15 protein-coding genes and 1 pseudogene are annotated in these 22,395 nt (G+C 67.0%); 6 read left to right on the top strand and 10 right to left on the bottom strand.

Annotation, left to right across the window (positions count from 1 at the left end; all coding sequences use genetic code 11):
- Positions 1-88: 88 nt before the first annotated feature.
- The 4 genes from FG94_RS12015 to modA all read right to left on the bottom strand — a co-directional run bounded on the left by FG94_RS12015 (position 89) and on the right by modA (position 4,750).
- Positions 89-2,149 (bottom strand): UvrD-helicase domain-containing protein, encoded by a 2,061-nt coding sequence (locus tag FG94_RS12015; RefSeq protein WP_027866479.1) that lies wholly within the window; start codon positions 2,147-2,149, stop codon positions 89-91.
- Positions 2,150-2,243: 94 nt separating this feature from the next.
- Entirely contained in the window at positions 2,244-3,320 is a 1,077-nt protein-coding gene (gene modC, locus FG94_RS12020) for a molybdenum ABC transporter ATP-binding protein (RefSeq protein ID WP_036211718.1), read from the bottom strand.
- Positions 3,317-3,997, bottom strand: coding sequence for a molybdate ABC transporter permease subunit (modB, locus tag FG94_RS12025; RefSeq protein WP_027866477.1), 681 nt, complete (start codon positions 3,995-3,997; stop codon positions 3,317-3,319). Before modB ends, modC begins: the two co-directional genes overlap by 4 nt.
- A 6-nt stretch (positions 3,998-4,003) precedes the next feature.
- A complete protein-coding gene (modA, locus tag FG94_RS12030; protein WP_036211722.1) occupies positions 4,004-4,750 on the bottom strand; it encodes a molybdate ABC transporter substrate-binding protein in 747 nt (248 codons plus the stop codon).
- Between the two features lie 161 nt (positions 4,751-4,911).
- Between modA and FG94_RS12035 the strand changes: the two genes are divergently transcribed.
- Complete coding sequence (locus FG94_RS12035) at positions 4,912-5,397, top strand: SRPBCC family protein (RefSeq protein WP_036211724.1); 486 nt, start codon at positions 4,912-4,914, stop codon at positions 5,395-5,397.
- A 113-nt stretch (positions 5,398-5,510) separates the two neighbouring features.
- Here the strand turns inward: FG94_RS12035 and FG94_RS12040 are convergent, their stop codons facing one another.
- Positions 5,511-6,950: a dihydrolipoyl dehydrogenase gene (locus FG94_RS12040; protein ID WP_036211727.1), complete on the bottom strand. Its 1,440-nt coding sequence runs from the start codon at positions 6,948-6,950 to the stop codon at positions 5,511-5,513.
- A gap of 113 nt (positions 6,951-7,063) precedes the next feature.
- On the opposite strand from FG94_RS12040, the gene FG94_RS12045 reads away from it, so the two are divergent.
- Positions 7,064-7,930, top strand: a complete 867-nt coding sequence (locus tag FG94_RS12045) for an oxygenase MpaB family protein (RefSeq protein ID WP_051996566.1) — start codon at positions 7,064-7,066, stop codon at positions 7,928-7,930.
- Here FG94_RS12045 and FG94_RS27255 read toward each other — a convergent pair.
- From FG94_RS27255 to hemE, 4 genes are all read right to left on the bottom strand, one after another.
- Positions 7,899-8,720: a sel1 repeat family protein gene (locus FG94_RS27255; protein ID WP_152570954.1), complete on the bottom strand. Its 822-nt coding sequence runs from the start codon at positions 8,718-8,720 to the stop codon at positions 7,899-7,901. The genes FG94_RS12045 and FG94_RS27255 overlap by 32 nt on opposite strands.
- 68 nt (positions 8,721-8,788) lie before the next feature.
- Positions 8,789-9,622 carry a hypothetical protein gene (locus tag FG94_RS12055; RefSeq protein ID WP_036211733.1) on the bottom strand — a complete coding sequence of 278 codons (834 nt, stop codon included), beginning with the start codon at positions 9,620-9,622 and terminating at the stop codon, positions 8,789-8,791.
- A 22-nt stretch (positions 9,623-9,644) separates the two neighbouring features.
- The gene (locus tag FG94_RS12060) at positions 9,645-11,651 is read right to left on the bottom strand and encodes a primosomal protein N' (RefSeq protein ID WP_036211736.1); all 2,007 of its coding nucleotides are present in this window, start codon (positions 11,649-11,651) and stop codon (positions 9,645-9,647) included.
- A gap of 565 nt (positions 11,652-12,216) precedes the next feature.
- Entirely contained in the window at positions 12,217-13,299 is a 1,083-nt protein-coding gene (hemE, locus tag FG94_RS12065; protein ID WP_036211740.1) for a uroporphyrinogen decarboxylase, read from the bottom strand.
- An 89-nt stretch (positions 13,300-13,388) separates the two neighbouring features.
- Between hemE and FG94_RS12070 the strand changes: the two genes are divergently transcribed.
- The 4 genes from FG94_RS12070 to FG94_RS12085 all read left to right on the top strand — a co-directional run bounded on the left by FG94_RS12070 (position 13,389) and on the right by FG94_RS12085 (position 21,975).
- Positions 13,389-15,302 (top strand): prolyl oligopeptidase family serine peptidase, encoded by a 1,914-nt coding sequence (locus tag FG94_RS12070; protein WP_036211743.1) that lies wholly within the window; start codon positions 13,389-13,391, stop codon positions 15,300-15,302.
- Complete coding sequence (locus FG94_RS12075; RefSeq protein WP_036211746.1) at positions 15,299-19,414, top strand: DEAD/DEAH box helicase; 4,116 nt, start codon at positions 15,299-15,301, stop codon at positions 19,412-19,414. Before FG94_RS12070 ends, FG94_RS12075 begins: the two co-directional genes overlap by 4 nt.
- Before the next feature lie 49 nt (positions 19,415-19,463).
- Complete coding sequence (locus tag FG94_RS12080) at positions 19,464-19,946, top strand: hypothetical protein (RefSeq protein WP_036211749.1); 483 nt, start codon at positions 19,464-19,466, stop codon at positions 19,944-19,946.
- Positions 19,947-20,073: 127 nt separating this feature from the next.
- Positions 20,074-21,975 (top strand): DUF885 domain-containing protein, encoded by a 1,902-nt coding sequence (locus FG94_RS12085; protein ID WP_036211751.1) that lies wholly within the window; start codon positions 20,074-20,076, stop codon positions 21,973-21,975.
- A gap of 216 nt (positions 21,976-22,191) precedes the next feature.
- Here FG94_RS12085 and FG94_RS28210 read toward each other — a convergent pair.
- Positions 22,192-22,395: pseudogene (locus tag FG94_RS28210) on the bottom strand (RNA-guided endonuclease TnpB family protein); the annotation flags it as partial.

The raw sequence follows: 22,395 nt of genomic DNA on the forward strand, positions 1-22,395 counted from the left end.
CGGCACAAATGAAGTCAAATAAGAATTTCAATCGTGCGCGGCTATTAGCAGGCCAACAAGGCTGATACGCAACGCGGGGATCGAAGACTTATGCTTTCGGCATGGCCAGCAAGGCCTTCAAGCTGGCCAGCCTTTCCTTCGGACTGAGCACTTCGGTTTCCTTGGGCGGCGCGTCGCCGACGTCCAGCGCCATTTCCTTGATGAAGCGCGAGGGTTCGCAATGCACCAGCTCGCCGGCGCGCTTGCGCTTCTTGCACCAGGTCAGGCGCAAGGTGCGCTGGGCGCGCGTGATGCCCACATACATCAGGCGGCGTTCCTCCTGGATGCGGGCCGCCATGACTTCCACCGGCGCGTCCGGGTCGCCCTTGTGCGGCAGGATGCCCTCTTCCACCCCGACCAGGAACACGTGCGGGTATTCCAGGCCCTTGGAGGCGTGCAGAGTCGACATGCGCACGGCGTCCTGTTCCTCGTCCTGGCCTTCCAGCATCGACATCAGGGCCACCATCTGGGTCAGTTCCAGCAGGTTCTTCTCTTCGCCATCGCGGTCGCGCCCGCCCCGGCCGCGTTCCTTCAGCCAGTTGGTGAACTCGAGCACGTTCTGCCACTTGGCCTGGGCCGCGCGGTCGTCGAAGCTCTCGTACAGGTAGTGCTCGTAGTTCATCTCCTTCATCATGTCATCCAGGACCTCGGCGGCATTGTCGCCGCTGCCGGAGGGGCCGGGCCGGGTGGCGCGGTCTTCCAGCTCCAGCAGGAAGCGGCAGAAGTCGCGCAGCGGCGCCAGCTGGCGCTCGGCCAGCTTGGCTTCCAGCCCGTTCTTGCGCGCGGCCTCGAACAGCGAGCAATTCCACTGCTTGGAGAATTCGCCCAGCGTCTCGAGCGTCGCCATGCCGACCCCGCGCTTGGGCGTGGTCACGGCGCGGATGAAGGCCGGGTCGTCGTCCTGGTTCGCGATCAGGCGCAGGTAGGCGATGATGTCCTTGATCTCGGCCTTGTCGAAAAAGCTCTGGCCGCCCGACATGGTGTAGGGGATGCGCTCCTTGCGCAGGGCCTGCTCGATGATGCGCGCCTGGTGGTTGCCGCGGTACAGGATGGCGTAGTCGGTCCACTTGTTCTTGCGCTGGAAGTGGTCGGCCGAGATCATGATGGCCACCTGCTCGGCTTCCTGCTCGTCGCTCTGCATGCCCAGCACTTCGATCGGCTCGCCCAGGCCGTGTTCGGACCAGAGCGACTTCTCGAACAGCTTCGGATTGTTGCCGATGACGGCATTGGCCGCCTGCAGGATGCGGGTGGTCGAGCGGTAGTTCTGTTCCAGCTTGATCACGCGCAGGTCGGGGAAGTCGGTCTGCAGCGTTTTGAGGTTTTCGACCGAGGCGCCGCGCCAGGCGTAGATCGCCTGGTCGTCGTCGCCCACGGCCGTGAACATCGGCTTTTTACCCAAGCCCGTGACCAGGAGTTTCACCAGCTCGTACTGGCAGGTGTTGGTGTCCTGGTACTCGTCCATCAGCAGGTAGCGCAGGCGGCGCTGCCAGCGGTCGCGGATCGATTCGTTGTTGCGGAACAGCTCCACCGGCAGGCGGATCAGGTCGTCGAAATCCACCGCCTGGTAGGCCTGCAGGGTGGCCAGGTAGCTGCGGTAGACGCGCGCCGACATGGCTTCGTCCTCGTCCTTCGCGTTACGGATCGCGTCTTCGGGGTCGACCAGGCCGTTCTTCCACAGCGAGATCGCGTTCTGGATGCGGCGGATTTCCTGTTTATCGGTGGTGAGCGCCAGGTCGGAGACGACGGTGTAGCAATCGTCGCTGTCCATGATCGAGAACTTGTCCTTCAGGCCGACGCCGGCCGCTTCCTGGCGCAGGATCTTGACGCCCAGCGAGTGGAAGGTGGAGACGGTCAGTTGCTTGGCCTGCTTGGGCTGCTTGAGCAGCTTGGCGATGCGTTCCTGCATCTCGAGCGCGGCCTTGTTGGTGAAGGTCAGGGCGGCGATCGTGCGCGGGTCGTAGCCGCGGTCTTCGATCATGTACGCAATCTTTTGCGTAATGACGCGCGTCTTGCCCGAGCCGGCACCGGCCAGCACCAGGCATGGGCCGTCGAGATAGAGCACGGCTTCGCTCTGCGGCCCGTTGAGGCCGAATTTTGGTGCGTTGGACATGGGAAAGATTTCTGCAGAATGGCCGGGTATTGTAAGGCTGAGTTCGGCATCGCGCCAAAAGCATGCCCTAAAAAACCCGTTTTGCAACACCGTGCTAGGCCAGTAACGCCACCGCCTTGACCTGGGCCCAGACCTGCAGGCCGGGACGGATGTCCAGCTCGCGCCGCGAGCGTTCCGAAATGCGGGCCAGCAGCGGCACCTCGCCCATGCGCATCTGCACCAGCACGTGTCCCGGCGTGTCGGTGGCCGCGGTGGCCGTCACGATGGCGGGCAGGAGATTCACGATACTGCTGCGCTGGGGCCGCTCCAGCGCAATGCTGACATCGCGTGCATGGATGCGGCAGCGCAGTCGGCTGCCCACCGGCTCGCTGCGACGTCCGACGAACAGCGCACCGCCCTCGAACGCCAGGCGCGAGAGATCGTCGGCTTCGTGCCCGGCCAGCACGGTCTCCAGCACCACCCCGGTATCGTCGGCGAAGGCCGGCGGCAGGTCGGCGCGGGCCAGCGTTTCGGTGAGCGGGCCGCTGGCCACCACGCGTCCGGCGTCGAGCAGCACCAGGTGGTCGGCCAGGCGCGCCACTTCATCCGGCGCGTGGCTGACATAGATGATGGGAATGGAGAGCTCGTCATGCATGCGCTCCAGGTAAGGCAGGATTTCCTGCTTGCGCTTGAGGTCGAGTGCGGCGAGCGGCTCGTCCATGAGCAGCAGGCGCGGCGAGGACAGCAAGGCGCGGGCGATCGCCACACGCTGGCGCTCTCCGCCGGACAGGCTCGCCGGCTTGCGCTCGAGCAGCCGCTCGATGCCGAGCATGACGGCCACCGGCCCGAGCTCGAAGCGGCGGTCGGCGCCGGCGACCCGTTTCAAGCCGAATTCCAGGTTGCCGCGCACGCTCAGGTGCGGGAACAGGCTGGCTTCCTGGAACACGACGCCCAGGGCGCGCTGGTGCGTCGGCACGAAAGCCTTGCGCGCCTCGTCCTGCCACACCTCGTCGCCCAGCGCGACATAGCCGTTCGGTGCGCGCTCCAGGCCGGCGATCGCACGCAGGCAGGTGGTCTTGCCCGAACCCGAGGGGCCGAACAGGGCGCTCACGCCGCGCCCCGGCAAGGCGAGGTCGACGTCCAGCATGAAGCCGCCGCGGTCGATGCGGAAACTGGCACGGATGCCGCTCATCCCTTGATGCCTTTCACCGCCGGCGGATTGAAGGTGTACAGGGCCAGCAGAACAAGGAAACTGAACACGAGCATGCCGCCGGCCAGCCAATGCGCCTGCGCATATTCCATGGCCTCGACGTGGTCGTAGATCTGGACCGAGACCACGCGGGTCTTGTCCGGGATGTTCCCGCCGATCATCAGGATCACGCCGAACTCGCCGATCGTATGCGCGAAACCGAGCACGGCGCCGGACAGGAAGCCGGGGCGCGCCAGCGGCACCACGACCGACCAGAAGGTATCCCAGGGGCTGGCGCGCAGGGTCGCCGCCACTTCCAGCGGGCGCTCGCCGATCGCCTCGAAGGCATTTTGCAGGGGCTGCACGACGAAGGGCATGGAATAGAACACCGAGGCGATCACCAGCCCGGGAAAGGTGAACGGCAGGGTGCCCAGGCCCAGGGCATCGGTGGCGCGACCGACCGGCCCGTTCGGGCCCATGGCGACCAGCAGGTAGAAACCGAGCACGGTCGGCGGCAGGACCAGCGGCAGCGCCACGACCGCGCCCACCGCGCTTTTCATGCGCGAGCGCGTGCGCGCCAGCCACCAGGCGATCGGCGTCCCAAGGATGAGCAACAGGACCGTGACGATCGACGCCAGCTTGAGCGTCAGCCACACGGCTGCCAGGTTTTCCTCTGCCATGCCGGATTACAGCGCGTAGCCGAAGGACTGGATGATGGCGCGGGCCTTGGCCGACTTCAGGTAGTCCAGCAGGGCCTGTGCGGCAGGGTTGCCGCGTCCCCTGGCCAGGACCAGCGCGTCCTGGCGGATCGGCTCATGCAGGCTGGCCGGCACGACCCAGCCGGAACCCGAGGCGATCCTGCCGTCCCTGGCCACCTGGGACAGCGCGACGAAGCCGAGCTGCGCATTCCCGGTACTGATGAACTGGTGCGTCTGCGCGATGTTCTCGCCCTGCACCAGCCTGGCCTGCACCGCGTCGAACAGGTTCAGCTTTTTCAGGACGGCGACTGCTGCCGCGCCATACGGCGCGGTCTTGGGATTGGCGATGGCGAGATGCCGGAAATCCCCTGTCCGCAACACCTCGCCTTTGGCATCCACGACACCGGCCCGGGCCGACCACAGGACCAGCTTGCCGATTGCGTAGGTAAAGCGGGTGCCGGGCGCCGCCTGGCCCTCCTTTTCCAGCCGCGCCGGGGTTTCGTCGTCCGCCGCGAGCAGGACCTCGAAGGGCGCGCCGTTCCTGATCTGCGCATAGAACTTGCCGGTGGAACCGAATGCCAGCCTGGCCCGGTGGCCGGTGTCCCGTTCGAATTGCGCGGCAATGGCGTGCATCGGGGCCGTGAAATTGGCGGCAACCGCTACCTGGACTTCCCCGGCGCGGGCACCCGCGGCGCATGCCATGGCGATGAGGGCGAGACTGAGGAAACGCTGCATGACACCCTTTCGAGACGGGGACGGTGAAGAACTACCGCTATATTACCAATGTACCAATGAAAGCGCGCCTGCCCGCCGGGGCAGCGGCGACGCCGGGACACGCAATCGGGTACCATCGCAGCCTTGTGGCGCCGCGCGCCAGGCCTTATTCGGACTGCACCATGAAATTTGAACATCTCATCCAGATCAACGATCCGCTCAACCCGCTGATCGACACCATTTCGATCGAACAGCTGTGGCGCGGGCTGGTGCTGCGCGCCGAATCGCCGACCATGTTCGTGCCGCACCTGGACGAATGCACGATCGGCGACAGAACCAGCGGCAGCTTCGCCCGCCGCCTGCGCTACGGCGACCTGGTGATCGACGACGTCGTGTACCTGACCCCGCTGAAGGAAGTGCGCTACGAAGTGCCGGCCCAGGGCGAGATCGCCGCCTCCAGCCTGAAGATGATCATCGAGGCGCCGAGCGACGCCCTGCTGCTGGTGCGCTTCTGCTACGACGACGGCCAGGGCGAGCACACCGATCCGGCCAACGCCATGTACGACGACTTCAAGCGCTCGGCCTACCAGGAAGCCGACATCGACACCGTGCGCATCCTGCGCCAGCTGGCCGGCGAGGGCAAGCTGGATGCCAGCTACCTGAATTAGTAGGGTGGGCGGGTTTCCCGCCCACGCGGTGATCGGTATCGGCTCCGCTTTCGTGCTCGGTGATCTTGCTGCAAACTATCACCGCGTGGGCGGCACAGCCGCCCACCCTACTCTTACGTACCCGGCTCGGTATCGGCCGGGTCGATCTCGCTCTCTCCCTTGGCCAGGTTGTGCGCCAGGTCGCGCAGGGCGGTGCGCACGCCCTCCTCGATCACCGGGTGATAAAAGGGCATCTCCAGCATCTGGTCCACCGTCATGCGCATCTGGCAGGCCCAGGACAGCGTATGCGCCAGATGCTCGGCGCGCGGGGCGATCATCTCGGCGCCCAGGAAGCGGCGCGAACCGTATTCGGCATACACCCGCAGCATCCCCTTGTTCTGCAACATCACCCGGCTGCGGCCCTGGTTCGCGAGCGAGACCGAACCGACCGCGAACTTGCGCTTGCCCCCTTCGCACAGGCTGCGGTAGTTCGCGCCCAGGGTGGCGATGTTCGGGTCGGTGAAGGCCACCGCGATCGGCGTGCGGCGCAATCCCGGACGCACGTCCGGATAGCGGCCCGCGTTGTCGCCCGCGATCTTGCCGTGGTCGGCCGCGTCGTGCAGCAGCGGGCGCTCGTTGTTGGCGTCGCCGGCGATGAAGATGTGGCTGGTCCCGCACTGCATGGTGCGGACGTCGAACAGCGGAATGCCGTCCGGCCCGCGCTCCAGCCCCGTGTGTTCCAGCCCGATGTCGTGCACGTTGGGCGTGCGGCCGGCCGCCATCAGCACGACCTGGAAACGTTCTGTCTTCTCTTCGCCAAGGGCGTCGCTGTAGCGCAATGCCACTTCGTCTCCCTCCTGCACGGCGCCCACCACCTTCGACTGGAACTGGATGTCGAGTTCCTCGGTGAGCACGCGGGTGGCGCTGCGCAACACTTCCGGGTCGCTCAGGTGGGCGATGCTGCCGCCGCGCGCGAACAGCTTCACGCGCACGCCCAGGCGCTGCAGGGCCTGGCCCAGCTCCAGGCCGATCACGCCGGTGCCGATCACGGCCACCGATTTCGGCAGGTCATCCCAGTAGAACACGTCGTCGCTGGTGACGATGCCGGGGCCGACCTTCTCCAGCACAGGCAGGCGCAGCGGCGTGGAGCCGGTGGCGATGACGACGCGGCCGGCGCTGATCTCGGTGTGATCGTCCACGAGCAGGGTATGCGGGCCGGTGAAGCGCGCATGGCCGCGCAGCTTGTCTGCGTCATCGAAGGACTCGACGCTTTCCAGCACGAAGCCCACGAAGCGGTCGCGCTCGCGCCGCACGCGCTCCATCACGGCGCGGCCGTCGATGCGGACTTCGCCCGCGTGCACGCCGAAGGGCGCGCTGTGCTGCATCACGTGCGCGGCCTCGCTTGCGGCGATCAGGAGCTTGCTGGGCATGCAGCCGACCCGTGCGCAGGTGGTGCCGTAGTGGCTGCTTTCGATGACCACCACCCGGGCTCCTTGCGCCTTCGCCGCCCGATAGGCCGTCATGCCGGCGGTGCCGGTGCCGATGATGGCGACATCCACATCCAGTTTGTTCATCGTCTTCTCCGGGTCTCTCTACAGATGATGACGAAACGATACGCGATTTTCAGCCGGACCGCCGGAACCGGACCAATGTGCCACCATGATCGCCTATCACCATGGGAGGGCGAATGCTGGAACCGATCAGGGAGCTGCTGCGTCCGCCTCCTGGCATGGCCTTCGACTTCAGCCAGCCGGCGGGAGAGCCGGCGCTCGCTCCCCGCGACGGCATCGCCTGGCGGGTGTTCGCCAATCCGGTGGTCCTGTTCGTGGGCGGGGTGGCGGCGGTGCTGCTCGAGCTGAGCGAACCCTCGGTGCGCTCCGGCGTGTGGGACCAGGGCGGCTTCCGGCAGGATCCGGTCATGCGCCTGCGCCGCACCGGCTTCGCGGCCATGATGACCGTCTACGGGCCGCGCTCGGCGGCCGAGCAGATGATCGCGCGCGTGGTGCGCATGCATGAGCGGGTGCAGGGCACGACGCCCGCGGGCCTGCCCTACCGCGCCAACGACCCGCGCCTGCTCGACTGGGTGCAGGCCACCGCCGCCTTCGGCTTCACCGAAGCCTACCACCGCTACCTGCGGCCCCTGTCGGCGCTCGAGAAGGACGCTGCCTTTGCCGAAGGCGAAAGCGCGGCCCGGCTGTATGGCGCGCTTGGCGCGCCGCGCTCCTGGGGAGCCTGGGAAGCCTTGCTGGCCGAAACGGCGCCCCGGCTGGAAGGCTCCGCCATCCTGGCCGACTTCCTGCGCATCATGCACGAGACGCCGCTGGTGCCGGGACCGATGCGGCCCCTGCAACGGCTGCTGGTACGCGCCGCCGTGGACATCGTGCCGGAGCCGGTCGCTTCGCTGCCCCAGCTGCGCAAGCAGGGCCTGCGTCCCGGCGAGGGGGCGCTGTTGCGTGCGCTGGCGCGTTCGTGCGTCCTGCTGCCGCTGGGGGATACCCCGGCCGCCCAGGCTGCCCGGCGGCTCAGCGCATCTGGTACTGGATTCCGAAAGTGAATGTCGTCTCGATCAGGGTATCGGCCGGAATGCCGCCGGGATGCGGGTAGCGCTGCAGCGCGCGATTGGCCACGCGGCTCAACTCCGCCTCGAAACCGTTGGCCATCCGCCTTGTCTTGCGGTCGCGCAGCGTGTCGGCCATGACCCAGCCCACCATCTCGTACTCGCGCGATTCGCCGCGCTGCAGGTCGATGCGCGGTATGCCCGGCAGGAAGCGCAGCTTCACGTCGCCGCCGATCGCATGGGCCGCGGCCTGGTCCGGATACTTCACCTCGGCGGCAATGGTGGACAACACGCCCGCAACGTAATTGCAGGCCGCCAGCCGGGCCTGCGGCCAGGTCTTCAGTTCCGCGACGAAGCGGTCGGGGTCCGCCGTCGCTTCTTTCGGCATGCCGCACGCTCCCGACCGGAATGGGGGCGTCTTCATCGCCCACCAGAGCGCGGCCGCCACGTCGGCTCCATTGGCCGGGTCGGCGTAGCCGGCCGCGATCCGCGCGGCGCCATCCTTCTCGCCCGCGTCATGCGCCTGGACGTAGAACGTGACCGCGCGATCCCAGTCGCGCCGCACGCAGATGCCGTTCTCGTACATCGAGCCGGCCAGCAGGAAGACTTCCGGGTACTCGTTCTTCAGGCCGCTCTTGAGCCGGTCCACGGCCTGCCGGCAGTCCTGCGCGGCGATGCTGACGCGGATGGCGTCGACCGCCAGGGCGCCGGAACGGGTGCCCGCAGCGGCTTGGTGGGCTGCCCCGAGCAGGGCAAGCATGAGGAAAGCGGTTGTCAAAGCGCGCATGGCGGGCCCCAGTCGGAACAAGGGAACAGTCTAGCAGTGCGGATGGACGTGAATTCTCTCGGATTGCCTCATTCGCGCTTGAACAGGAACTGGACCCCGGCCTGGGCATCGACGGGAATGCCGGCCGGCTGCGGATAGCGGCGCAGGGCATAGTTGACCAGCGCGTGCATCGAATGCTCGAACGAGCCGGTCAGCGGCGCCAACGGCGCCAGAGGGCGGCTGGGCAGCGAATCGCCCTTGACCACGCCGTACGGAACATAGACGGCGCTGCCGCCCATTTTCAGGTCGATGCGCGGCACCCCGGGCAGGAAGCGCAAGCTCACTTCGCCACCCAGGCCAAGCACCTCGGCGTGGCCCGGATAGCGCATTTCTGCGGAAATCGTCGAGATCACGCCGACGAGGTAGTTGCAGATCGCCAGTTTGGACGGATGCCAGGTACGCAGTTCCTCGACGAAGCGATCAGGGTCCGTTGCGGCCTGCGGGCTGACGGCGCAGGCCTCGGCACCCGCGCCGGCACGGCCCCGCAGGTTCCACCACAGCGCCGCCGCGGCATCGGGCCCCCTGGCCGGGTCGGCAAAACCGGCGGCGATCCGTTCGGCGGCTTCCGGCGCCCCGCCCTCGTGGGCCTGGACGTAGAAAGTCAGCGCAGTGTCCCAGCTGGCCTTGACGCAGATGCCGTGCTCGTACATCGATCCGGCCAGCAGCACCACCTCGGGATAGCCCCATTTCAGCCCGCTCTTGAGGCGCTCCACGGCGGCCCCGCAGTCGCCTGCCGCGATCCGGTTGCGTACCTCATGGACCACATCGAGTCCGGCACGCGTCGCGGCCCCGAGCTGCGCCGCGGGCAGCAGGGCAAGCAATGCAAGCAGAAGCGGGAGGCGTGCGGCAGTCGGGAAGGTCATGGCAGGCTTTCGGTACGCTGGCTCAGATATCGAGCGGATCGACCTCGAGCGACCAGCGCACGCGCGATTTCATCGCGCGCAGGATCTCGACCCACTCGCGCAGGAAAGCCTGCAGGGCCGGGCGCGAGCTCGATTCCACCAGCAGCTGCGCTCGGTCGACGTTGTGCACGCGCGTCATCGTCATCGGGATCGGGTCGTTGATCATCACCGCATCCCACACCAGGCTGTCGCGCGCCGCCTCCAGGAAGGCGATCGCATTGGCCAGCTCGGGCGCTTCGGCGCGCAGCAGCGCCTGGTACATGAAGGGCGGCAGGCCGGCCTGGCGGCGTTCTTCCAGCAGGCTGCCGGCGAAGCGGTCGTAGTCGTGACGCACGACGGCGCCGTACAGCGGGTGGCTGGCGTAACGGGTCTGCACCAGCACCTCCGAGGCCGCCCCGGCCCGTCCGGCGCGCCCCGCCACCTGCATCAGCTGGGCGAACAGGCGCTCGCTGGCGCGGTAGTCCTGCGAGAACAGGGCGGTGTCCGGATTCAGGATGCCCACCAGGGTGAGCTTCTTGAAGTCGTGGCCCTTGGCGACCATCTGGGTGCCGACCAGGATGTCGACCTCGCCCCGGTGCACGGTGTCGAAGGCCGCCTGGGCGCTGCCCTTCAGGCGCGTGGAATCGGCGTCGATGCGCAGGATGCGCGCTTCCGGGAACATCGCCGCCAGGCCTTCCTCGATGCGCTGGGTGCCGCGCCCGAGCGGCTGCAGGTCGACGTTGCCGCAGGTCGGGCAATGGCGCGGGATGCGCAGCTCCAGGCTGCAGTGGTGGCAGCGCAGCCGGTGCTCGGGGCGGTGCAGCACCATGAAGGCGGTGCAGCGGGTGCAGTTGCTGATCCAGCCGCAGGCGTCGCAGCAGATCACCGGGGCGTAGCCGCGCCGGTTCAGGAACAGCAGCGACTGCTCGCCGCGGTCCAGGCGCCCCCGCAGCGCGGCGATCAGGGCGCTCGTCAAGCCATCCTTGGGGCGGTCGCGCTCCATGTCGACCAGCTTCACGGTGGGCAGCACGGCGTCGCGCACGGCGCGCTCGCGCAGCTCGAGCTTGCGGTAGCGGCCGGACTGGGCGTGGTGCCAGGTCTCGAGCGACGGCGTGGCCGAGCCGAGCACGATCGGAATGCCCAGCTGGTGCGCGCGCCACACGGCCAGGTCGCGCGCCGAATAGCGCAGGCCTTCCTGCTGCTTGTACGAGGGGTCGTGCTCCTCGTCGATGATGATCAATTTCAGGTTCGGCAGCGAGGACAGGATCGCCAGGCGCGTTCCCAGCACGATGCGCGCGCGGCCCTCATGGGCGGCGAGCCAGTGCAGCATGCGCTCGCCCTCGGACAGGCTGCTGTGCAGGGTAGCCAGCATCACGCCGGGGAAGCGCGCGCGGATATTCCCTTCCAGCTGCGGGGTCAGGTTGATTTCCGGGACCAGGATCAGGATCTGGGCGTCCTGCTCGCGCGCCAGCACCTGGGCGCAGGCCTGCAGGTAGACCTCGGTCTTGCCGCTGCCGGTGACGCCGTACAGCAGGATCGGGGTGAAGCCCTGCGCCCCGCCGATGCTGCCCGCCGCCTCCTGCTGCGCCGGGTTCAGCACGGGCATGCCGGACGGCGTCGGATCGTGCGGGCTCCCCTCCTTGGCCAGTTTTTTCAGCGCGCGGTCCAGCGCCACGGTCTTCGGCACCCGCAGGTTCTTGGGCAGGCCGGGCAGCGCCACCTCGCCGAGCGGGCGCTGGTAATAGTCGGCGGCGAAGCGCGCCAGCGCCACCCAGCGCTCGGGCAGCGGCGACAATTGGCTGCGCACGGCGATCGCATCCTTCAGCTTGTCCGCCGGGACGTCCGTATCACCCTTGACGGCGACGATCAGGCCCACGACCTCACGGCGCGCGAAGGGCACCAGTACCAGTTGGCCCACCGCCGGCTCTTCGCCCGGCTGGCATTCCCAGCGGTAATCGAAGCAGCTATTGAGCGGTGTATCGAGCGCAACCTGTAGGAAGCAGTGTGCCAAATCCAACCTTCTTGAGTAAGGAAACCAGAACCAATAAGCTGTGGAAAACTTTGTGAATAGCGCTGTACTTGACCCCGTTCGAGGTTTACGTTAGATCAACTCAAAACGCGCGATTCACTGGAACAACAATAAATTATTCAGTAAATTCAATGACTTGCAAAGATAGAGTTATCCCTGTTAACAACCCGGGCTGGAATCGCCTTGCTGTGCATAACTGCACATGTGTGATGGGAAAACTCGTTGCGGTGTACCAGAATCTTCACACCTTACTTGAAGAGTTGAGCTAAGTCCGCGTAAACGAAGCACTTTTCACAACTCATCCGTCATCCTGTGCATAACTTTGTGAACAATGGACAGGAAGCCGGGACAATTTACCTTCAAACGATCTGGCCTACTGTGTATACCTACAGTTCACCATGAAAAAAACGCTTAAGAATCATTGATTTGCGTATTTTCAGGCTTGACAAAGATGTCCACAGGAATAATTTTGCGGTTTAACGAACTTGTGAACAAGTGAGATTTTGCTGCAGCAATGCTTGCTGCAGCTGGGGACAATACCGGCCGCTTATGCGGCGCGCTGCTGGCGGCTGAAGTTGTGCACAGCCTCGACCATGGCGGTCACCGACTCCGGCGGCGTGAACTGCGAAATGCCGTGGCCCAGGTTGAACACGTGGCCATGGCCGTTCGATGGCTTGCCGTAGGCGGTCAGGCTGCGCTCGACTTCGGCGCGGATTTGCTCCGGTTCGGCGAACAGGATGGCCGGGTCGAGGTTGCCCTGCAGGGCCACGCGGTCGCCCACCAGCGCGCGCGCCTTGCCCAGGTTGACGGTCCAGTCCAGGCCCAGCGCGTCGGCGCCGATGTCCGCCATCTCGTCCAGCCACAGGCCGCCACCCTTGGTGAACACGATCGCCGGGATGCGTACGCCGTCCTTCTCGCGCTGCAGCTGGCTCAGGACCTGCCGCATGTAGTTCAGCGAGAACTCCTGGTAGGCGCCGTCGGCCAGCGCGCCGCCCCAGGAATCGAAGATCATCACGGCCTGGGCGCCGGCGTCGATCTGGGCGTTCAGGTACTGGCTCACTGCGCGTGCGTTAGTGTCCAGGATGTGGTGCATCAGGTCGGGGCGCGCATACATCATCTTCTTGATGGTGTGGAATTCGCGCGAACCGCCGCCTTCGACCATGTAGCAGGCCAGGGTCCAGGGGCTGCCCGAGAAACCGATCAGGGGCACGCGGCCGTTGATGGCGGTGCGGATCTGGGTCACCGCCTTGAAGACGTAGTCGAGCGACGCCATATCCGGTACCTGCAGGGCGCGTACCTCGGCTTCCGTGCGCAGCGGGCGCTCGAACTTCGGGCCCTCGCCGTCGGCGAAGTACAGTCCCAGGCCCATTGCGTCCGGCACCGTCAGGATGTCCGAGAACAGGATCGACGCATCCAGCGGATAGCGGTCGAGCGGCTGCAGCGTGACTTCGGTGGCGAAATCCGGGTTCTTTGCCAGCCCCAGGAACGAGCCCGCCTGCTTGCGCGTGGCGCGGTATTCCGGCAGGTAGCGGCCCGCCTGGCGCATCAGCCACACCGGGGTGTAGTCGGTCGGCTGGCGCAGCAGCGCACGCAGGAAGGTGTCGTTCTGAAGCGGGGCGAATTGTGGCATGGCTGACAATGACGGCGGAGGGAAAACCTCCATTATCGCATCTTTGGGGGCACACTTATAATGCGTTTCTTGTCGATGAAAGTACTGCCATGACCAAACAGCAAGCACCCTGCGGCACCTGGACCTCCCCGATCACTGCGTCAAGCGTCGCGGCCGGCGCCACGCCGCTCGCCTCGCTGGTGCTCGACGGCGCCGACCTGTACTGGCTGGAAGGACGGGCCAGCGAGGCGGGACGCTCGACGCTGGTGGGCAGCCGCGGCGAACTGACGCCGGCCCCGTTCAACGTGCGCAGCAAGGTGCACGAATACGGCGGCGGCGCCGTCACGGTCGCCGATGGCGTCGCCTGGTTCTCGAACCACGCCGACAGCCGGCTGTACCGGGTCGAGCCGGGCGCGCAGCCGGCGCCGGTCACTGCCGAGGACAACAAGCAGCGCTACGCCGACTTCGTGGTCGATGCGCAGCGCCGGCGCCTGGTGGCCGTGCGCGAAGACCATTCCGCCGGCGGCCACTACCCCGAGAACACGATCGCCGCCATCGGCTTCGACGGTGTCGAAACCGTGCTGGTGGACGGCAACGACTTCTATGCCGCGCCGCGCATCTCGCCGGACGGGCGCCACCTGGCCTGGCTGTGCTGGGACCATCCGCGCATGCCCTGGGAAGGCAGCGAGCTGTGGCTGGCCGACATCATGGACGACGGCACGCTGGCGAATGGCCGGCTGGTGGCGGGCGGGCCGCAGGAATCGGTCTGCCAGCCGGAATGGTCCCCTGGCGGCGTGCTGCACTTCGTGTCCGACCGCAGCGGCTGGTGGAACCTGTACCGCTTCGAACATGGCGTGGTGGGGGCCCTGTGCCCGCGCGAGGCGGAATTCGGCGGGCCGCTGTGGACCTTCGGCGGTTCGCTGTACGGCTTTACTTCGGACGAGGCTATCGTCTGCGCCTACATCGAGGGCGGGGTCAGCAAGCTGGCGCGCCTGCGCAATGGCCAGCTCACCGAGGTGCCGACGCCCTACGAGGAAATCCGCGAACTGCGCGTGAACGCGCACACGGTCGCGCTGCTGGGCGGCGCGCCGACGGTCGCGCTGGAACTTGCCCGCATCGACCTCGATGGTGGCCGGCATGAGGTACTGGCGCGCTCGATCGCGCAGTTGCCGGATGTGGGCTACCTGTCGGTGCCACGTTCGATCAGCTATCCCAGCGCGAACGGTCGCAGCGCCTACGCCTTCCACTATCCGCCCACCAATGCCGACTTCGCTCCGCAACATGGCGAACTGCCGCCCCTGATCGTCATCGGCCACGGCGGCCCGACCGGCATGGCGGCCAGCACCCTCAAACTGGCCACCCAGTTCTGGACCAGCCGCGGTTTCGCGGTGCTGGACGTGAACTACGGCGGCAGCACCGGCTTCGGCCGCGCCTACCGCGACCTGCTCAAGGGCCAGTGGGGCGTGGTCGACGTGGAGGACTGCGTGGCCGGCGCCCGCTACCTGGCGGAGCAGGGCCTGGTCGATTCGGAGCGCCTGCTGGTGCGCGGCAGCAGCGCCGGCGGCCTGACGACCTTGTCCGCCCTTGCCTTCCACGACCTGTTCAAGGCCGGCGCCTGCTACTACGGCGTGTCCGACCTGGCCGGACTGGATGCCGATTCGCACAAGTTCGAATCGCACTACAACCAGTACCTGATCGCGCCGCCGGAGCGCGCCGAACAGGTCTACCGCGAGCGTTCGCCGATCCACCATACCGACAAGCTGAAACGGCCAATGATCTTCTTCCAGGGCCTGGACGACATGGTGGTGCCGCCCCAGCAATCCGAAACCATGGTGGAGGCGCTGCGCGCGCGCCGGGTGCCGGTGGCCTACATCACCCTGGAAGGCGAAGGCCACGGCTTCCGCAAGGCCGAGAGCGTGGTGACGACGCTGGAATCCGAGCTGGTGTTCTACCTGCGTGTCTTCCACATCCCCGTGCCTGCCGGCCTGCCGGCGGTGGAGATCGAGAACCTGCCGGCTGCATGATTTTTCAAGAACTGGAAAGCGGCGAGCAGGCGCTCCTGTCCCTGCTGGCGCTGGGCGGCGAGCCCATGGGCCGCCAGCGCATCCTCGAACACCTGATGGCCGCCGGCCTGCCGCTGCCGCCCGAGCAATGGGCGGCCGAGCTGGCGCGCCTGCGCGAAGCGGGCCTGGTCCTCGAGGCGGGTGAGCGCGGCGTCACGATCGCACCGGGCGCCGTGTGGCCGGCCATCGAGCACGCCTTGTCGGGCGACTTGTTCGCCGGCCTGCGCGTGGCCTACGAGCGCGTCACGCCGCTGCGCCGCGACTGGCAGGGCACGCCGGTCCTGCGCAGCTACCGCCAGGGCCTGGCCCTGCTGCGCATGGCCCTGCTGGCCGGCGAAAACGGATCGACCGTCACGCCGCTGCTGGCCGCCTGCCTGCGCTGCCATGAAGCGTCCTACCTGCATCCACTGGTCGAGGTCTGCGCACGTCCCTTCGAACCCGCCCTGCTCGATCGCATCGATCCCTCGCTGCGCGACGGCGTGCTGGCGACCCTGGTCCAGCATGCGCAGCGCGAACCGCAACTTGCGCCCGCGATCCGCGCCGCCGCGGAAAGCCACGCGGGCCAGGGCGATCCCTCGATCGCGCTGCGCATCGCGCTGGGCGAACACCTGATCCTGTGCGGCCGGCTCGACGACGCCTCCAGGCTGCTGCAGGAGGTCGACGACGCGGCCGGCCTGTTCCTGCGCAACGTGATCGCCCTGCTGCGCGACGACATCGACGTCGCCCTGCCCGGCATCGAGGCGGCGCTCAAGCAGCTGCGCCGCGAGACCGGCAAGCGCAAGGCCGTGTTCGACGGTATCGGCGCCCACCTCTACCTGGCCGCCCTCCTGCGCAGTAACCAGCCGGCGCAGCTGAAGCTGGCCGACGCCTGGCTGGAGATCGCCACCCGCGCGGTGCAGCGGCCGGAGACGGCCGTGGTCTTCCAGCTCAGCATGCTGCAGGAGATCCGGCGCGGCACGGTGGACGCCGAGGTGCTGGCCTCGCGCAGCTGGGAGATGGCGCTCGAGCCCTTCACCTTCCGCGCCCTGATGCACCACTGGCTCGGCCTGCCGCAACTGCAGGGCAAGCGCAAGGACATCGAGGACATGCTGGCGCAGTCCGAACGCGCCGGCTTCGACCTGCTGTCGGCCCAGCTGGCCGCGCTGCTGGGCCAGATCGGCGGAGCGGGCGCCATCACCCATGAAGCCCGCGCGAGCGAGCTGCGGCGCCGTCATCGGATCACCGACCTGACCCACTGGTTCGAGCGCGAGGAAGCCTGGGAGCGCCAGCTCAACGCCCTGATCAACCTGCAGCCGGCGCTGAATGCCGAGGTGGTGCGCGAATCGCGCCTGGTGTGGATGATCCGCTACGACGAGCACATGGGCGTGCGCGAGCTGGAGCCGCGCGAGCAGAAGCGCGATGCGCAGGGCGGCTGGAGCCGCGGCCGCGCCATCGGCCTGAAGCGCCTGGCCGAGGATGCCCAGCAGCTCGAGTTCCTCACCGCCCAGGACCTGCAGGCGGTGGCAAGCATTGCCGGACGGCGCTACTACGGCAGCACCGGCATCCGTTTCGAGTTCGAGCGCGACAAGGCGCTCGCTGCCCTGGTCGGCCACCCGCTGCTGTTCTGGATGGACTCACCGGGCACCCGCGTCGAGCTGCTGCCGGGAGAGCCGGAACTGCTGGTGAAGGCGCGCGGCGGCAAGGTCACCATTTCGCTCCATCCCACGCCGGGCGAGCAGGACGGCGAAGTGATCGTCACGCGCGAGACGCCGACCCGCCTGCGCCTGGTGCGCGTCAACGAGGAACACCAGCGCATCGCCGCCATCGTCGGCGAGGGCCTGGAAGTGCCGGTGGAAGCCGAGCGCCGCGTGCTGCGCGCGATCAGCGCGATCTCCTCGATCGTCACGGTGCAGTCGGACATCGGCGCCAGCCCCGGCGACATCGAGCAGGTGGCGGCCGACCCGCGCCTGCACCTGCATCTGCGCCCCTACCAGCAGGGCCTGAGCATGCAGGTGCTGGTCCGTCCGCTCGATGGCGGCGCCTATTACTCGCCCGGCACCGGCGCGGAGAGCGTGATCGCCGACGTCAACGGCATCCGCACCGAAGCGCGGCGCGACCTGAATGCGGAACGCGAGGCCGAGCGCCAGCTGGTCGGCGCCTGCCAGGCGCTCGAGCACGGAGAACTCGAGCACGGCGAATGGCTGCTCGGCCAGCCCCTGCTGTGCCTGGAGCTGGTGGAGGAACTGCGCAGCCTCGATCCGGGCAAGGTGGTGGTGGCCTGGCCGGAGGGCGAAAAATTCCGCGTCACCAAGCGCGCGAACTCGAAATCGGTGCGCATCCAGGTCCGTCGCGACCGCGACTGGTTCGCCGCGAATGGCGAGATCGTGGTCGACGAGCAGCGGGTACTGGACCTGCGCTCGCTGCTCGAACGCGTGCGCGAAGGGAAAAGCCGCTTCGTGGCGCTGGGCGACAACGAATACCTGGCCCTGAGCGACGAGCTGCACCGCCGCCTGATGGAACTCGGCGACTACGGGACCATCATTGGGGACGAGCTGCGCATGCATCCGCTGGCCAGCTTCTCGCTGGCGGAGCTGGCGCGTGACGCCGGCAGCGTGGACAGCGACGCCGCCTGGCGCCAGCACCTGAAGCGCATCGCCGACAGCGAAGCCTTCACCCCCGCCTTGCCGTCCACCCTGCAGGCCGAGCTGCGCGACTACCAGCGCGAGGGCTTCGAATGGCTGGGACGCCTGGCTCATTTAGGCGTCGGCGCCTGCCTGGCCGACGACATGGGCCTCGGCAAGACGCTGCAGGCCCTGGCCCTGCTGCTCACGCGTGCGCCCGATGGTCCGGCGCTGGTGATCGCGCCGACCTCGGTCTGCCTGAACTGGATCGCCGAAGCCCAGCGCTTCGCGCCGACCCTGAACCTGAAGCTGTTCGGCCCCGGCGACCGCGCCGCGCTGCTGGAAGAAGCCGGTCCCTTCGACGTGGTGGTGGCCAGCTATGGCCTGCTGCAGCTGGAGGCAGCATTGTTTACAAAACGGCCATGGCACAGCATCGTGCTGGACGAAGCCCAGGCCATCAAGAACATGCACACCAAGCGTTCGCAAGCCGTGATGGCGCTGCAGGGGAACTTCCGCATGGCGGCCACCGGCACCCCGCTGGAAAACCACCTGGGCGAGCTGTGGAACCTGTTCCGCTTCATCAACCCCGGCCTGCTGGGCAGCGCCGACCAGTTCCAGCTGCGCTTCGCCGGCCCCATCGAAAAGGCTCAGGACAAGCGCGCCGAGCTGGGGGCCAGGAACCGCCTGCGCCGGCTCACGCAGCCCTTCATCCTGCGTCGCACCAAGGCCCAGGTGCTCACCGAGCTGCCGCCGCGCACCGAGATCGTGGTGCCGGTCGAGCTGACCCAGGAAGAAAGCGCGCTGTACGAATCGCTGCGCCGCGATGCCCTGGACAAGCTGGCCGCGCTGGAAGCGCCGGAAAGCCAGAAGTCGATCGAGATCCTGGCCGAGATGATGCGGCTGCGCCGCGCCGTCTGCAATCCGGAACTGGTGGCGCCCGGCGCCGGCATCGCCAGCAGCAAGCTGATCGCCTTTGCGCGCCTGGTCGACGGCCTGCTGGAGAACCGCCATAAGGTGCTGGTGTTCAGCCAGTTCGTCGACCACCTCAGCCTGATCCGCAAGTACCTCGATGGCAAGCACATCCCCTACCAGTACCTCGACGGCGCCACCTCGATGCAGGAACGCAAGCGCCGCGTGGATGCCTTCCAGGCCGGCGAAGGCGAGCTGTTCCTGATCAGCCTGAAGGCGGGCGGCGTCGGCATCAACCTGACCGCGGCCGACTACGTGATCCACATGGACCCGTGGTGGAACCCGGCGGTGGAAGACCAGGCCTCGGACCGCGCCCACCGCATGGGGCAGCAGCGCCCGGTCACGATCTACCGCCTGGTGGCGCGCGGCACCATCGAGGAAGGCATCGTCGAACTGCATCACCGCAAGCGCGACCTGGCCGACAGCCTGCTGGAAGGGACCGAGATGGCGGCGCGCATGTCGCCGGGCGAGATGCTCGCCATGCTGAAGCAGGGCCTGGCGTAGGACGGCATTCCATGTGATCATGCCGATTTTTACAGAAGAGTAAAGACGGATGGAACTGGACAAAGCGGCAACGGCGGCACAGGCGCGCGTCATCGGCGTCAAGTCGTGGACGGCCTATGCCGGCGTGCTGGCGCTGGCCGCGCTGCTGTTCCTGGTCGCGCTGCCGCTGGCCTTCCGCTGGAACGAACTGGCCGCCGCCGCGGTACTGGCACTGTCGGCGCTGGTGGTCGGCTACCGCTTCCTGCTGGTGCGCAGCGTGCAGCTGTACTACGACGACATCGGCGTCTGGGTGGTCTCGGGTGTCCTGCCGTGGGCGCGCGGCGTCCGTGGCGTGAAGTGGCGCGACATGATGGAGGCCAGCTACGCCGGCGGCTTCTTCGCCTGGGTGACGCGCTCGTACACGGTCCACATCGGCCACCGCTTCGACCGCGGCAACAGCATCGTCCTGCATGGAATCGCGCGCGGACGCGAAGCCGTGGAAACGGTGAATGCGATCCACCAGCAGATGATCCGTTCCGGCGCCGCCGATTAAGTTTGCACTAAGTGTCGGAATGTTTCAGCCATGCGCAAGCGGGCTGAATGGTGCTACTCTTCCGGGCTCCGCCTTGCGCTTGCCGCGCGGGGGAAGCCGACCTTTTAATCGACAGGGTTCGAACAGGATGATGAAAACGAAGATCGCGCTGGCATTCCTGCTGGCGAGTTTCGCGCTGGCGCCGGCCAGCGCCAAGACCACCAAGCCCGCCAAGGGCAAGGCCAAGGCCACGAAAGTGGTCAAAGCGAAAACGAATAAATCCAAGGCGCCAGTCAAGAAGGGGGCAAAGAAAGCGGCCGTTGCCACCGCTGCCGCGGCGACTGCCGCTACCGCCGTCGCCGTAAGCCCGAGCGCCGGCGCCAGCGAGAAACGCCTCGACCGCCGCTTCGACTCGATGAGCATGCAGTACCTGACCGCGCTGTGGCGCGTCGATCCGGAAGGCGGCATCTACGTCGGCAAGTTCGACCAGGCCGCCAGCCTCACCATTCCAGACGCCGCCACCCGCGCCAAGAAGCTGGCCTTCGCCAACGAATGGCTGGACAAGTTCGGCAAGCTCGATACCCGCCAGCTGTCGGACCGCCAGCGCACCGACCTGGCCCTCCTGGTGAACAAGCTGGAAAAGGATCGCTGGAACCTGACGACCTGGCGCGAATACGAGTGGAACCCGGCGCTGTACAACGTCGCCCAGCCGCTCGACCTGATCCTGAATACCGAATACGCCGCCAAGCCGCAGCGCCTGCGCACCATCCTCAAGCGCCTGGCCAACGTGCCGGCCTTCTATGCGGCGGCGCAAGCCTCGATCGCCAACCCGACGCGCGAACACACCCAGCTCGCCATCGCGCAGGCCCCGGGCACCATCGCGGTGCTGGCCGACCTTGGCAAGGCGGCGCAGGAATCGATCCTGACCACGCAGGAAAAGGCGATCTTCGCGCAGCGCATCGCCAACGCAGGCACAGCGGTGCTGGCCTACGTCGACTTCCTCGATGCACTCGACAAGAACGCAGCCAAGCCGCGCCCCTTCCGCGCCGGCAAGGCCCTGTACGAGCAGAAGTTTGCGCTCGAGATCCAGTCGTCCAGCACTGCCGAGCAGACCTTCCGCAAGGCCCTGGCGACGCGCGAGGAGCTGCTCGCCCGCATGGACACGATCTCGGACGAGCTGTGGCCGCGCTACATGGCAGGCGTGGCCAAGCCGCGCGAGCGCTTCCAGAAGATCGGCATGATGATCAACAAGCTCTCCGAGCGCCACGTCTCGCGCGAGAACTTCCTGCCCGAGATCCGCCGCCAGATCCCGGCGCTGCACAAGTTCGTCACCGAAAAGAATCTGCTCACCCTGGACGCCGACAAGCCGCTGGAAGTACGCGAGACCCCGATGTACCAGCGCGGCGTGGCCGGCGCCAGCATCGACGCGCCGGGCCCCTACCGTCCGAAGGACAAGACCTATTACAACGTCACGCCGCTCGACGGCTTGAGCCCGGAACAGGCCGAGAGCAGCCTGCGCGAGTACAACGAGTGGATCCTGCAGATCCTGAACATCCACGAGGCCATCCCCGGCCACTACGCCCAGCTGGTGTATGCGAACCGTTCGCCGTCCCTGGTGAAGTCGCTGTTCGGGAACGGCGCGATGGTGGAGGGCTGGGCCGTGTACGGCGAGCGCATGATGCTGGAGAACGGCTACGGCGACAACGCGCCCGAGATGTGGCTGATGTACTCGAAGTGGAACCTGCGCAGCGTCACCAACACCATCCTCGACTACAGCGTCCACGTGCTCGGCATGCAGCAGCCCGAGGCGATCGACCTGCTGGTGCGCCAGGCCTTCCAGACCCGCCAGGAAGCCGATGAAAAATGGCGCCGCGTGACGCTCACCTCGGTGCAGCTGACCAGCTACTACAGCGGCTACGAGCAGATCATGGAGCTGCGCGAACGCCGCAAGCAGCAGCTGGGCGAGCGCTTCAACCTGAAGGAATTCCACGACCAGTTCCTCGGCTACGGCAACGCGCCGGTCAAGATGATTTCGGAACTGATGCAGTAAACATAGTTTGATGTTGCACAGGAAATCGCCTGTGCAAAAGCGCACAAGCGGCGTGCTCGCGCGCTCGCTTGTGCGCAATATCTCCAAGGCTAGAATGGGTATGCAGCACCCATACCCATAAGCCGGAGACTTTCGATGACTTCCCTCCCCGCACCGTCGTCCTAGCGGACGCGCAGCGCCAGTCCTTCCTCTCGTTTTACCAGTTGCACCGATCTGCTAGCAAAAACGTGCACAAAAGTGTGCAGCGTTCTCTTCCTGCCCCGAACCGTCTTGTTGACCGAGCTCGTGCCTGACAGGCGTGACTTTCCCGCCTCCCGCCGGCACCTGGCCGGCGGCAGTGCCCGGCGTCGTCGCCGGACTCGCCACGGGTAGCGCCGTTGCCGCCGCGAGGGCGCCGGTGGCGAGCCGTTGCAAATTGAT

The organism is Massilia sp. LC238 (genome assembly GCF_000735635.1).
In the GTDB taxonomy this organism is placed as follows: Bacteria; Pseudomonadota; Gammaproteobacteria; order Burkholderiales; family Burkholderiaceae_D; genus Telluria; species Telluria varians.